A 15,025-nucleotide genomic window follows, 5' to 3' on the forward strand; every position below is an offset into this window, starting at 1 on the left:
TGGTTTTGGTGGAGATATAAATGCAACTTTTAAGATGTATGTATATTTGCGGAATGCTGCTTTTGCCATTCTGTGCAGAGGCTATCACTATGCCTGCACCTCCTCCAGAGCTGTCTGATACCCTGACCAAGTTCAGAACCAAAGAGCAGATTAACGAGAGTGTTAATCTTTCCAACGGTTCATCTGCGGTTGTTGAAGAGATTGAGGTTGAATCGGCTCCTTTTGTTCCCGGGGATATCAACGCCGGTATTATGCGTCTGTCTGAGAATTACAGTCCTCTTATGACTATCGGTGTTCCTGCCTATGGTTCTAGTATCGTAAGATTCTACGATTTAAACGGTATTCCCTGGGATATTGCCTCTGTTGAGTGTGAAAATCAGGGCTATCTGACAGAGATAACCGCATCTCCATCAGAGCTTCTGATAAAGCAGAATGTTGGTGCTACTACCACCAAGCTTAAGGTCTCACTTTCAAGATACGATTATCCTCTGGTATTCAATCTGTCTCCTGTCAGACTTGAAAGAGACGGTGTTGCTGTTTCAACTCTTGTAAATACAGTAAAAATAAAGAGTGCCACCAATTCCTACGGTTATGTTTATCCATCCATAAGACAGGTCCCTAAGCCAAATCCTGATGCCAAGATGGTTAAATTTGACAGTACTGATCTTCAGAAGATTGAAGTTACTCTGCTGGATGCTGTAAGAGCTTTAGATCATGAATAAGTCATTATTATCATATCTTCTAGGAGGAGTACTGCTGTTTTCTCCTGTATCCAACGCAGCTCAGATGCAGTGTCATGGTAAAGCTCAGCACTGGAGAGATATTGCCTACAGTACCGGTGTTATGAGTAAATACAAGGATGTTCGTAACTGTATTGCCTGGACTGCCTATCAGTTTGATCTTCCTGAAGAGCTTCTTTATGCAATGCTTGATGTTGAAAGAGGTCCTATCAACGGCAAATGCCGTACCAACAAGAATGGTACTCAGGACTGCGGTCCTGCTCAGATCAATGATGTAAGACTCAGCGAACTCAAGGAATTCAACCTTACAAAATCCGATATAAAAAGCAAACCCTGCCATAATGTCTGGGCGATGGGCTATCTTTTAAGACGTGAGATTGAAAGGGCAGACGGTAAGATCTGGAGAGGTGTAGGTAATTATCATTACAACTATTCTGCCAATCCTGAGATCCACAATCGCTATATCAGAAAGGTAAAATCATCCTGGCGTAAGCTTAATAATAAGATTGAGACTTACTGCAGTCAGTAGAGCTTAAACAGAGATTTGAGGAATTTTTGTGTTTATTCTTACTGATGAGCAGCAGAAGATTATTGAAAAGTGTCGAGAACTGCAGCCAGGTGAATCCCTAAAGATTGATGCCTGCGCCGGTTCTGGCAAAACTGCCTCTTTAGTTGAAATTGCACGGGCCATCCCTCAGGCTCGTTTTCTGTATCTGGCTTTTAACAAGGCTATTGTGGAAAACGCAAAAACCCGTTTTCCTCCAAATGTAACCATCAGAACTACTCATTCTCTGGCCTACAGTCAGATCATTTCTGGCAGCCGTGAGAAGTTCACTGTTAAAGCCGGTCTTAATATCTTCGATCTGGAACCGATTTTTAAAATCAGACGAGATTTATACAAGGACCTGTCCCTTGCCATCAGAAAGTTCTACTCCTGGTGTCAGTCAGATGTAAGAGTATTCCCTGACAGCAGTACAGAAAAGATCTTTCAGGCTATGGAGTCGCATCTCATCCCTGCTACTCATGACTGGTATCTGAAAAAATATCAGCTTCTGGATTACCACTATGAGCTGGACGCATTTGATTTTATTCTTCTGGATGAAGCTCAGGATACCAATCTTGTGACTCTGGATATCTTCAATCGCAATCACTGTCGAAAGATTCTGGTGGGGGATACTCATCAGGGAATATATGGTTTTCGTGGTGCCTATAATGCCCTTGAAAGATTCAAGTCAGACTATAAGCTGCATCTATCCTATACCTTCCGTTCGGTACAGCCTATCTGTGAGAAGGCCAACTGGTTCTTATCTTCCTTTGCAAGAGATAAGAAAGATCTGGTTCCAATGAAGTCTGCTTATTTTTCTGAACTTAGCCCGAATCCACGTAATGCAGTACTTACAAGAACCAATGCCACTCTTATAGATTATCTGCAGAAACTTAACCGTGAGCAGATTCCTCGTTCTTCGCTGCTGCGTGATCCTTACCTGATTTTTGGTGCAGCACTAAATATTCAGAACTTTATCAAAGGTGATCCTCTGGATAAGGACTACCAGTTTCTTGAGCGTTTCGATTCTCTTGAGAATATCAAGGATTATGCACATGACTCCAATGATCTGGAGCTGGAAATGGCTATCAAGATGGCTGAGAAATACAAGGAACATCTTTTCAACCTGTACGAGCTTGCCAAGAGTATATATTTGAATAGTAATGAGAGGGCAAATATCTTCCTGACAACAGCTCATTCTGCCAAAGGTCTTGAGTGGGATCAGGTGGTGCTCGCCTCTGATTTCTGTCCGCTGTTTACTTTAAAGAAAGATCTCAAAGAGAAAGGTCTTAAGAAACAGGAGATCGAGTTTGAGTTCACACAGGAGCTTAATCTCTACTATGTGGCTATGACTCGTGCCAAGAATACTCTGATAGACAGAACTCCAAATGAAGCCTTCTATGAGAAGTCGTTAAAGAAAGATTTGAAGAAAGCACAGAAAAAAGAAGAGAAGGAAAAACAGAACACTAAGGCTCTGGCAGAGGATAACTTAGATGCAAAGATCGGAAGTACCGATGATGCTCTGCTGAAGAAAGCTTTATCCGAAGTTGAGAATTCTGCTGCAGAGATTAAAGAGACTGTTATTGACACAGAAGTAAAGGATAAGTCTTCTAATGGGAGTGCTAAATCTCGTAAAAAACGAGCCTCTGCAGGAACTCCTGGTAAAACCATAAAGAAACGCAAAAGAAAAACAACAAGAGAATCAGAGAAGGAGTAACTCCTGTCTCTTTTAATAATCTTATTGTCTATATTGTTTTGTGTATTTCTAGACGTTTTTTTGTTTCTGCCAATGCGCTATAATCAGAACTATCGATAAACTCATACTGATCCTTAATCTGTTAAGGGGATAACCTTTGAATTTCTTTCATAATATTCTGGCTGTTATTGAATACAAACAGGTAAGACAGCCTGCATTAGACAGAGCTCTGGCTTTATATCAGTATGCCAAGGCTCATAAGAAAAATGCTGATATCAGAATTACAGCGGTACTTCCTGTGGCTCAGGAAAACTGGAATATTACCTCTATTCTGGCCGTTGACAAGGAAGAGTATGAAAGAAGCTACAGGGAAAAGCTTGAAAAATGGCTTAAAGCCTATCTTGCAATCAACGCCATGGGCGTAAAGATTGAAAGCAGGGTATTATTCTCAAAGGAAATCGGAAAGGAGATTGTCTCTTTAGCAAAAGATCTCTGTGCAGATATTCTGATTAAGACTGCCGATATTCATGGTGTTCTTGATAATGTTATCTCTACACCTTTAGACTGGCAGATGCTGCGCCATGCACCTATCCCAGTCTATATCGCCAAAGATCAGATTTTCACTCCAAAGGGGAAGATTGCAGTTGCAATTGACCTTAGTGAACCTGATGATGAGTTATCAAGACTTACCAATCTGAGACTTTTACGTGAGGCTCAGTATCTATCTACATTTACCGGCTGCAAGATCGTAATGATCAATGCCGTACCTCCTATTATTCCTCCTATTGCTGTGGATATGCCAGGTTTTACACCTGACAGCCTGTATGATGAGTCTATAAAGGACAGCTGTCATAAGGCACTGGAGTTTGCAAACAGACATAAAATCAACCCTGAAGACTGTTTTATTGCTGAAGGCGCAATTGACGAAGTTATACTTAACAAGTGTGATGAGATTAAGCCTACAGCGTTATTTATCGGAACCTCTGCAAGACGTGGTATTGCCAGTGCAATTTTGGGTAATATCTGTGAAAGAGTTGCTGACAGTATTGATTGCGATGTCTTTGTGGTAACTCCTAAGGCCGTTGTCAGAGCAGTTCCTACAACCACTCCATCAAAAAGTTTCTAAAATGCAGAACGACAAGAATTTACCTGAGCAGGCTGATGCTTACGCCCGTAACGTCAGCCCTTACTTTAATATTGAAGATAAACAGGAAAAATACAAGGCGGATAAGCTCTTCAAGAGACTGCGCCGTAAGGTTGGCCATGCCATTGGCGATTACGGCATGATTGAAGAAGGGGATAAGATTCTGGTCTGTATGTCAGGTGGAAAGGACAGCTATGTTCTTCTGGATATGATGTTATCCTTAAAGCGTTCCGCTCCGATTGATTTCACTCTTATCCCTGTACATATTGATTCAGGCTTTCCAAATGCACCAGAACACCTTCTTGAGGACCATCTGAAGAAGGTTGGCCTTGAGTATCATATGCTGCAGCGTCCTGTATATGAAATCTGCAAGGAGAAGCTTGAGGACGGTATTCCATACTGCTCATTATGCTCAAGACTGCGTCGCGGTTTTCTGTACTCATTTGCAAGAGAGATTGGCGCTAACAAGGTTGCCTTAGGTCATCACAAGGATGACTGTTTATCAACCTTCTTTCTGAACCTGTTCTACTCTGGCATGATGAAAGCAATGCCTCCAATTTTAAGAAACGATAAGGATGATCTGACTGTAATCAGACCTCTTATCTACTGTCGTGAAAGAGACCTTATTGCGCTTTCAAAGGTAAAGAATTATCCGCTTCTTCCTAAAGGTCTTTGCGGCTGGGGAGAGGATCAGCAGCGTTCTAATATGAACAAGATGATTAAGCAGTGGGATAAGGAATATCCAAAGCGTGCCGATATTGTCTTCAAGGCTTTAAAGAATGTTGCACCATCTCATCTTCTTGACAAGGAACTTTTTGATTTTACAAAAATTTCCAATGGTCCGAAGGTGAAGTAAATCCTATCTGTTTACCTATAACAGAAGAATTCTGACAATAAAAACGGTGAAAGCAACATAGGCGATGACGGCAGTTATACGATCTGAGATCAAACTGCCTCGACAAAGACAAAGACCAGGACAAAGTCGAAGACCAGCTCCTGTACCTTTAACAACAGGCCACAGGGCTGAGATTTTAATATCGACTAAATCTGTCGAAGTATGATTTAACCCGCATTAAATGCGTAATAAAATCTGCCTCTATTGCTTTCATTAAGATTTGCTTAAAGTCCATTGAGACTTAGGAACAAATCAGCCTGATTCTCTTATTTCTCTAGGGAACTCAGAACCTCATAGGTTTGCTGCAGAGCCTCCGGAATCACTATTTTAAGATTCATCAGTTTCTTATTCTCCTTGAGTTTCCAGTCATTAAACTGGTGTGACAGTTGTTTTCTCTTCATTATTTTTTAGATGATTATGTTCCAGTTAATCTTCAAATGTTGTGACATATTGTAAAAATGCTTCGTTTTTCTTCCTCTATACTCATAAAGTGAGTTTCTGTTTGAGGTTGTAATATGAGTTCAGGTTGGGATTTATCAGAAGGCCATTACGACCCTAGACGGATACTAACAGAAGAAGATCTGAATGATATCTTCTCGTGCTTATTTTCAAACAAATCAAAGAATACAACTTCCTACAAATTTGGTTTTCTAAAGTCAATCCTAGATAACCTCTATAACGTCGATATCAACCTTTCACTATCATTTAATGCTATCTTCTCAAAGTTTGCCGAGAGTTACTGGAATCTTGTGCTTGTTCACAAGCTTAAGCAGTGTCGAGGTGCTTCATCTGGAAAAATCTACGATATTCTTCATGAGGCGTGGAATAATCTACCTGAGAATAAGGGAAGACTAGAAAATAACAATGTAATACCTTTTGAATCCCTATCTGCAGAAGTTCAGGTAAAGATTATCAGTAATGTTACCAAGGAATGCTCAAAATATGTTGTTGGTGCCATTTATTCCGATTCAAAAGGAAATTTCTATTCGTTCAGTAAGAAGAGTAAAACAATCACATTAAATCCTGTGGTTTACCAGTATCTACTTCGTCATAAGACTATGATTGAAAAGGTTAACTACTTTGAATGGGCTAAATTTCTTCATGATGTAAATGAATCTTCAAGTAACGATTATCTTGAGTCGCTAGATTATTCAACTAAGAGAAATAATCTTGATGCTTACCGCAAGATCCTGTTTGAAGAATTTGAGCACAGATGTTTCTACTGTGGGGCACCTTTAATGGATGACAGAAATACACATGTAGATCACTTTATTCCATGGTCTTTTGTAAAGGACGATAAGCTATGGAATTTTGTTTTAGCCTGTTCTAGATGCAATGAAAGCAAAAACAATAAACTTCCTCCAAGAGATAAGATTGAAAAAATCGTTGATAGAAACAGGATTATTTTGGATAGACGAGCTTCTGATTCCTTAATTGATACCAGGACATATACAGATGAGACAATTCCTCATCTGTATAAGGTTGCAGCTATCAATGGTTTTAATTTTGTTTGGAATTGTGTTTAATCATGAACGATTTCAATAAAAAAAATAAGCTTCTAAAAATAGCAAGACTGTGCGGAAAAGCTTAGAGGTCCACTTGATGGCAGATAATATGTTCTTGCCATAATATTGCAGAACTGTTGACACAATAAATCATGCAATATCTCTTATTACGAGTTGTTTCATTTCTTGAAGTTGTATTACTATCTTCCTTTATCTGTTATTTTTATTGCTGGGGCAAGAAGATCTCTTAATTTACGAGAGAAAAGAGACATCTATCTGCATATATCTGATCACATAAACGACAGAAGAAAAGCTTATTTTTTGAGCTATCATAAAACAGTATTAGTATTTAGGATTGAGTCCAAACTCACCTTATCATATCTTCTTTACTTGATATAATTAGTCTTGTCACACTTGCTATCCAGTTTTAGTGGCCAAATAAATTCAAAACAAATAATAAGGAATTTATTCCATGTCTGTTTACTCACACTCATTCACTGTAAAAAACTCAAACTATATTGAAGCTCTTGGTTACATGTGTACAGAGCAGATGAAGATCCCGCTTAACGATCCGTTTGCAAAAGAGCAAGTGATTGTGATGAACTCTGGGATGAAATCCTATCTGCAGCAGTTTATCGCCAGGCAGAACGGCATATGTTCCAACGTTTGCTTTGTTCAGTTATGGTCATTTACCTGGGATATCTACAGAAAAATTACCCCAGATCTTGGAGAGGTTCATTATTTCGATCACGATTATATTATCTGGACCTTATATCAGATGCTGCATGAGGAGCATTGTGCCGATTCAATTGACGCGCTCGCATCAGTTAAGAATTATATTGCTGATGATACGGATGGTACTAAAACCTATGAGCTCTGTGTTCAGATAGCAGATACCTTCGATCAGTACATGATGTACCGCAATGACTGGATCTTAATGTGGGATGCAATCGCTCAGCATCAGGGGGACAGGAACCTTTTAATCGAGGAGTGGCAAAAAGCTGTAACTCATCCTAGAGGTTCGGCTGCAAATAAGACAGGCAGAAATAATTTTCTTGCAAATGTGCTTGGAGATAATACCTGGCAGCCGGTATTGTGGACTATGCTCTTTAATCGAATTATCAAGGAGCATTCAAAAATTGAACCTTCATTTTACGACCGATCCATGGTTATCGAGGATCTTTGCGCAAAACTTAATTCTTTGGATGAAGAATCTGCTAGAAACGCCAATCTTCCACAGAGAGTCTTTTTATTTGGTGTGTCTTCACTTCAGCCTCAGGTTATCAGATTTCTTCGTGCTCTTGCCAAGCATGTCGACGTTAATGTAATGCTTTTAAATCCATGCCGTGAATATTGGGGAGACATCGACAGCCAGTGGAACAGAATTTTTAAGGATTTTAGGCAGGCCTTAAATGCTTTAAAACAGAAGCTAAAAAACAAGGATGTCTCTGGAGCTCTAAAGAAAAACATTAAAGGAAATGAGATTTCTGGTTTAAGTATCAGTGATTCCGATGCCATTTATAACGGAAAAGAACTTTCAACCGGTGAAGATTGCTACGATGAAGAGGGCGAGCTTGTAGAGGGAAATTCCTTACTTCTGGCATTAGGTAAGCAGGGCAAGGACAACCTTTCTCTAATGCTAGATTCTCATCCAGGTGAAGACAGACTTTATATAAGAACCAATGAGCTACTGCGTAATGCTTATGATAGTGTGCCTTTTAACCAGGAAATAAAAAGACTTTATGACAGTGCATCAGAACCTGTTGAGCCAAGCTTTGATAATCTTTTTATTGATCCTGTAAAGGCCGGTGGAGATAGCATGCTTCACCAGATTCAGTCGCAGATGCTGAATCTTGAGCAACCATCTCAGAGAGTAGTTATTTCTCCAGAAGATCATTCTTTAGAAATTCATTCTAGCTTTACTGAACAGCGAGAAGTTGAGTGTCTTAGAGATGCTTTATTAAGTCGATTTAAGGAAAGTATTGGCGAGGATGGACAGCCAACTTTAAAACCTCGAGACTGTCTGGTGATGATGCCTAAGATTGAGAAGTATGCTCCTTATATTGAGGCTGTATTCGGCTCTGTATCTCCTTCAGATAAAAACTATATTCCTTATGCCTTATCTGATAGAAGCTCCAGAGACAGCAGTCAGATTGCAGATGCTGTTTTAAAACTTCTGGATATAGGTGTAAAAAGAATCACCTTAAGTCTTATCATTGATCTGCTTACCGTTCCATCTATAGCTTCCCGTTACGGATTTTCAACGGATGATGTGGATACAATAAATGTCTGGTGTCAGGAAGCAAATATTCACTGGGGCCTTGATGATGCTGATGCAAAGAAGGATTCTGGGGTAGATGAGCTGCCATGGACTTTTGAGCAGGGCCTTTTCAGAATGGTTCAAGGTTACCTTATTGGGGATACTGTAGAAGGGCTTCCTGTTTATACTGAAATTGAAGGCTCTGATGCTCAGGTATTAGGACGTTTCTGTCTTTTTGTTGAGAATCTGAAACATCTGCGAGATGAGTTTATTCTTCCTGAAGAAAGCGTAGGTCGTAGCCTAGATAATGGTGAAGTAATCAAGAATCTTAAGGATTGGAGTGAAACTCTGGAAAAAGAGATTTTTCAGAAATTCTTTTATGATGTAAATGATTCTAAGTATCTTGAGTCTGACACCTACAAAGAATGCTGCGAAATCAAGCGTCTATGTGACAGTGTCAGTGAGGTTGTAGAAAGATTAAGAAAAGAAAACAATGCTTCTGATCTTAAAATTGCTCTGCCAGTTTTCAGAAGCATGCTTATGGATAAGTTATCTAAATCAAACGAGGTTAACACCTTCAAGGGCAGCAAGGTGACCTTCTGCTCAATGATTCCGATGAGAGCTATTCCGTTTAAACATATCTTTATTCTGGGAATGGATGATATCAGTTTTCCAAGACAGGATACGATACCAGCCTTCAATCTTGTTGGAGTTAAGGGTCTCTTCAGACGAGGTGATCGTTCTAGAAGTATTGATGATCGCTACTGTTTTATGGAGGCAATCCTGTCTGCAAGAGAGTCATTGTACATATCTTACATCGGAAGAAGTCCTATAGATAACAAGGAGCGAAACCGTTCTACTGTTCTTGAGGATCTCTTTGATTACATCTGTGACGTTTTTACTGTCAAAGGCCTTGATGATGAGCTTTCCTCAGAGCAGAATGAGGTGAAGCTTGAGGAGGAAATCTCTCAGGCCTTAAAGAGAAGACTGATAAGACAGGATACCTTAACGTCCTTTAACAAAGACAACTATATATCAGATCCAGGTGATGATAGAACCTTAAGGCATATTCCTTCCTTTGATAAGAACAGTTATGTCGCTGATTTTTACAAGGCTCAAGGTCAAACAGGAAAAACTCGTGAGTATCTTGGTAACAAGGGAATTGGTTATTTCAAGGTTGAGCTGGAGGATAAGCTTACTCTTGGTGTTAATGAGATAAAAAAATGGTTCACAGAGCCTGCGGCAGCATTTTTGAAAAATAATCTTGAGATTCGACTTCCAGATGATGGTTCTTCGGTATTGTCTGATGACGAGTGTTTCTTCCTGGACAGATTCAAGCAAAACGGTCTGCTGCAGGAGTTAGGTTCATATTCAACAGACAATAATATGGCAGAGGCTTACCTTCAGAATCTTTCTCAGAGTGGCTATCTGCCTTATGGAGTCCTGTCAGATGGCTTAAAGAAAAAGCTCCTTGAAGGAAATAATTTGCTCTTAAAATCTCTTTATGAGGTTGAAGGTGAAAGAGTCGGAACCGAAATGCCTTATCAAAGGACTTTCGATGTCGATTTGTCTGAATATGCTGAGCCTTTAAATGAACCTTCCCTGAAGAACAGAAAATTTAAGGTTGAATTCAGCGGAACTGTAGTGTTCCCAAATACCCTGATTAACTATTACTCTGATGGTGACTATTCAGCAAACTTTGTGTTATCTGCGGTTTTAAATTCCTTTGCACTTCATTATGCAGGAGCTCCTTCAGTTGTAAATACCATCAGTAAAACTGGTGAAATCATCAGCTTTGATGTAAAAGCGTTTGAAGAGATAGACTGTATTGACCGTATTTTCTGCAATCTGCTCAAAATTGCAGTGCTGGCAATGTTAAGACCTCTTCCTGTTACATCGAAGCTTTTGACTGTATTAGGCAGTCACACTGATGAAGATAAATTCTTTGCGTATTCGCCTGAATCTAAATATCTGTACGGAAACTACGAAAGAGTATCTGAACATCTCCGTAAATTTGTTTATTCAGGACGAGATGAAGAAGATGCATCTTCTGTTTTGGGGCCTCTAGCTCTTTATGACTGCTTGCGAAGATGCTCGTCAAATTTCAAAGAGAAATCAGATAAGACAGTTTCCAAGAAAACGGCAGCAACAGAATCATCAAATTAAGGTTAGAGGTGGAGATAAAAATGAATAACAATGAATTAAAAGTCGGTACCTTTAATCTTAGCCGTTCTTCTCTGATTGAGGCCAGTGCAGGAACCGGTAAGACCTATACCATTACTTATCTTGTTCTACGTTTGCTGCTAGGTTCCAGAGGTTTTGATGATAATCATCCTGATAGTCAGTTCAATTATGGATACACTGCAGGTCCTTTAGAGCTAAAGAACATTCTGGTAGTTACCTTTACTAAGGCTGCAGCATCAGATCTTAAGGCCAGAATCCGTGAAAAAATTGTAACGGCACGCAGTGTTTTTGAGAAAGTTTCCAAAAAGGGAATAGAAATTCTGAACGCTCTTGATCTGGAAGATCAGATGAAGTCTCTGGTCAGAGAAATGGTTCTGGTTAATGGTATTGAGGCCAGGGCCTGCGCTTTACTTCTATTGAATGCGGAACGCTCTATCGATGAAGCTCCTATCTGCACAATTCATTCTTTCTGTACCAGTGCTCTGCATAAGATTTATACCTTTGAAGCGGGGGAATCCTTTGGAGTTCAACTCTGTGAGGATATCTCAGAGCAGTCAATGGAAGCAAAGAACACTGTATGGCGTGAACTTTTCTATAAGGGGGATGAGAATTCCAAGAAGCTTGCAGCTCTCTTATCAGTAGATAGTGACGATAATATTTTCAATACTCTGAATTTATATCAGGATAAGCTTGAAAGGGTAAGAAATACCGATGAAAAAGAAGGTTACTTTGGTTACAACCTTTTAAACATAAAAGCACACTCCAGTGGGGACATCAGAAAAAACGTTGTTAAAGTTCTGGGTAATCTTGATGCTTATCTTTCTGATTTTCTCGTCTTTGCAGATAGAGTGAAGTCTATCTTTAACGAGTACGAAGTTATTACTGATAATGATGAACCTGGCTCCTTCTTTACCAGAATCAAAGGTGCTGCTCCTAAATTCAAGAATTCTACAAAGGCTGGATATAAGCTATTAAGAGAGCTGTGTTCTATCAAGGATGATGAAGAGCGTAAGCTATGCTTTATTAGAGGCTCTTTCCCTGACGGAAACAACTTCAATTCTATCTCCAGAGTTACCGACCGCTCTAAGTATCCTGAGATTTTCAGAAATTCTGAAAAGATTATCGAAATTGAAGATCTTTATATGGAGATGGCATCTCTGCACAATAAGGTTGATGATGTTAAATCTGAAATTCTGTTTGATATTGCAATCATGGCAGAGCAGAAACTTGATGAGATTTTAGAAAGAGATAATCTTGTTGGATTTGATGGTATTATCAGACGCCTTGATTATGTTTTAAACTACAAAGAAGGCTCCAAAGATACTCTTCCTGGGCTGATTAGATCTTCTTATCCTGTAGCTATGATTGATGAGTTTCAGGATACTGATCCGGTTCAGTTTTCGATTTTCTCAAAGCTGTACCTTAATGAGAATGCTAAAAAAACAGGAGCCTGCTGTTACTTGATTGGTGATCCCAAACAGTCTATCTACGGTTTCAGAAAAGCTGATATTCACTCTTATCTTAAAGCGCGCAGTCTCATTGAGACATTATATGGTAATGACTCTATTTATACTTTATCAACCAATTTCCGTTCCCAGGAACAGATTGTACAAGGTGTAAACGGTATATTTTCATTAAGAACTGACCCTTTCTTTTTTGAAGAGAACTCTAAGGATAACATTGAGTTTAATAAGGTAAATGCAAAGATAAAAACTCTAGGTAATTCTGGTAAGTGCAGTTTCAGATTCTGTAATGAACAAAGTCCTTCAGATAATTTCTCTGCAGCAAGTAATTATGTTGATTTTATTCCAAAAGAGAATGTCTACAATGAATATCCTGAATCTGCAGGAAAAACGGGAATTAAATCTGTTTGTAAGGATTTTATTGCCAGAAAGCTGGCTTATGCAGTAAAAATCTGTTTGTCTCATGGTCTGTTAGACAGTGTTAGTGGCGATAAAATTACTTCTCGTGCTGTTAAATCTTCAGATATAGCTATTCTGGTCCGAAGTGGAACAGAGGCTAAGCTTATACAGGCGGCACTGAAAGAAAAAGGTATTTCAAGTGTTTATTATTCAGACAGCTCAAAGGTTTTTGATGAGGAAAGTTCTGATAATTCAATCGCAGAATATGAGCTTATCCTGTATCTGATTGAGGCTATGGAGGATTATCCTAACCGAGGAAAGGTCAGAAGATTACTTTTAAGTCAGCTTTGTTCTGCTTCCACTCTTGATTCCTTGGATTCCCAGTCAGATTCACTGGAACTTGAGGTTGCTCTTTTAAAAGAATGCCGCGAGATCTGGGAGAAAAACGGCTTCTTTCCTGCCTTCTCAAAATGGGCAAATGATGAAAGACATCAGTGTCTAAAGAATAATCTGAGTTTTACAGGTGGCGAGCGTATGGTCACCAACCTGTGGCATCTTGCTGAACTGCTTCAGTCTGCTCGAACTCATGAGCAGGGCATTCAGGCTCAGAAACGCTGGTATACGGAATTAAGAAGCAATCCGTCAGCACTCTCTGATTCAGATATGTTCAGCAAGCGTCTTGAATCTGAGGCTTCGCAGGTCGCAATTTACACAATCTTTAAGTCTAAAGGTCTGGAGTTCCCTCTGGTATTCATGCCATATCTGTGGACTGATATGAGAGCGGTTACTCAGAATGATGCTTTTTATTACGACGAGAAAAAGGAAAAGCTTTATTTTGATATCTTAGGTACTGAGTCAACTTTAAGTCAGAAGAGAACAAGTGATCTGCAGGAGGATGCCCGTCTTTTATATGTAGCGCTGACACGTGCCTGCGCAGCAAACTTTATGTATATTGCGGAGATTTCTGAGAAAAATCCAAATTCTCTTATAAGCGAGTTTACAAAATCTGAACAAAATGAAAAGACTGCATTTTCTGAGGCTCAATCTCTTTTAGCGGGGCCGATAACAGATGTTCTCTTGAAGAATAAAAAAACAGAAGATGCAGAGAATGCTGTAGTGAAGAATCCTTTTAGAGTGGTAAATGACGATTTTTATAAGACTGTTGAATCTTCTGCTCCTGTTCAGAACGATGCGGTATCCGAGCTACAGATCGTAGGACCATCTGAATTTGATGAGAGCTTTTCTGGTATCAGGCAGGATTACAGAATCTCATCCTACAGTGGAATCGTTGCCAGAAGCGAGGATGGAGGATCATCATCTCTTAGTCAGGGGGATGGAATACAAGAAATACCTAAAGATAGTTTTACCCGTTTTAACTTTCCTAAAAGTGCAATTGCCGGTACCTATCTGCACAGTCTGATGGAGTATTGTGATTTTTCTAATTCATTAAATGATGCCACCAGATTGGAGTGTATTAAAAAAGCAGCTCTAACTAATGAAGCCGGTATTCTTAAACGCTGGACTGCATATAGTATGAAAGGTCTTTCTGAAGATGAGATTTCAGAGCTTAAACAGAATGAGTTAGGTAAATGGATTTCAGATGTAGTTCAGGCAAAACTTCCTTGTGGAGATTCAAAAACAGTAAGACTGTGTGACCTTGAAAAAGGTGACTGGCTATGTGAGCTGGAATTCCTGTTTCCGTCAAATAAATTCTCTTCAGACAAACTGGAAGTCCTTCGTCAGAAGAATGCAACTGTGTTTGCACAAGAAAAAGGTATAGCTCTGGATAACATAAACTTCACCCTTGCTCAAAGTGAGCTTTCAGGTTTTGTTACGGGCTTTATCGATCTTGCCATTAAGGTTGGAGAGGGGGCTGATGCCAAGTTCTATGTAATCGACTACAAGAGTAATTTCATGGGAACAAATGCTACAGCATACTCAGAGAAAGCTGTTGCTAGTAATATGCTTGAACACTGCTACGATGTTCAATATCTGTTCTATTCTCTTGCAATGCATCGATTCCTTAAGACAAGAATAGAGAACTATTCCTATGAGAAAAATTTTGGCGGAATTATTTATCTTTATCTTCGAGGAATGGAACCTGACAGTTCTAATTCAATTATATATACCAAGCCAAAACAGGAAATTATAGAAGAGCTAAGCTCAATCTTCAGTGAGTAATCAGACGGAATTAA

At 39.4% G+C, this 15,025-nt stretch carries 8 protein-coding genes; all 8 read left to right on the forward strand.

Translation table 11 applies throughout. The features are described from left to right. Positions 1 to 20 precede the first annotated feature (20 nt). The 8 genes from BM308_RS01060 to BM308_RS01095 all read left to right on the forward strand — a co-directional run bounded on the left by BM308_RS01060 (position 21) and on the right by BM308_RS01095 (position 15,011). Entirely contained in the window at positions 21 to 722 is a 702-nt protein-coding gene (locus BM308_RS01060) for a DotH/IcmK family type IV secretion protein (RefSeq protein WP_074942457.1), read from the forward strand. Further along, positions 715 to 1,269, forward strand: a complete 555-nt coding sequence (locus BM308_RS01065; RefSeq protein ID WP_074942458.1) for a lytic transglycosylase domain-containing protein — start codon at positions 715 to 717, stop codon at positions 1,267 to 1,269. The genes BM308_RS01060 and BM308_RS01065 overlap by 8 nt, the downstream gene beginning before the upstream one ends. Before the next feature lie 28 nt (positions 1,270 to 1,297). Beyond that, the gene (locus BM308_RS01070) at positions 1,298 to 3,001 is read left to right on the forward strand and encodes a 3'-5' exonuclease (protein WP_074942459.1); all 1,704 of its coding nucleotides are present in this window, start codon (positions 1,298 to 1,300) and stop codon (positions 2,999 to 3,001) included. 136 nt (positions 3,002 to 3,137) lie between these two features. Next, positions 3,138 to 4,106, forward strand: a complete 969-nt coding sequence (locus BM308_RS01075; RefSeq protein ID WP_074942460.1) for a universal stress protein — start codon at positions 3,138 to 3,140, stop codon at positions 4,104 to 4,106. Between the two features lies 1 nt (position 4,107). Beyond that, positions 4,108 to 4,980, forward strand: coding sequence for a tRNA 2-thiocytidine(32) synthetase TtcA (gene ttcA / locus BM308_RS01080; RefSeq protein WP_074942461.1), 873 nt, complete (start codon positions 4,108 to 4,110; stop codon positions 4,978 to 4,980). A 554-nt stretch (positions 4,981 to 5,534) separates the two neighbouring features. Next, complete coding sequence (locus BM308_RS01085) at positions 5,535 to 6,545, forward strand: HNH endonuclease domain-containing protein (protein WP_074942462.1); 1,011 nt, start codon at positions 5,535 to 5,537, stop codon at positions 6,543 to 6,545. A gap of 451 nt (positions 6,546 to 6,996) precedes the next feature. Further along, complete coding sequence (gene recC, locus BM308_RS01090) at positions 6,997 to 10,950, forward strand: exodeoxyribonuclease V subunit gamma (protein ID WP_074942463.1); 3,954 nt, start codon at positions 6,997 to 6,999, stop codon at positions 10,948 to 10,950. A gap of 20 nt (positions 10,951 to 10,970) precedes the next feature. Further along, complete coding sequence (locus BM308_RS01095) at positions 10,971 to 15,011, forward strand: UvrD-helicase domain-containing protein (RefSeq protein WP_074942464.1); 4,041 nt, start codon at positions 10,971 to 10,973, stop codon at positions 15,009 to 15,011. Positions 15,012 to 15,025 lie beyond the last annotated feature (14 nt).

It is taken from the genome of Succinivibrio dextrinosolvens (genome assembly GCF_900116345.1).
GTDB lineage: Bacteria > Pseudomonadota > Gammaproteobacteria > Enterobacterales > Succinivibrionaceae > Succinivibrio > Succinivibrio dextrinosolvens_B.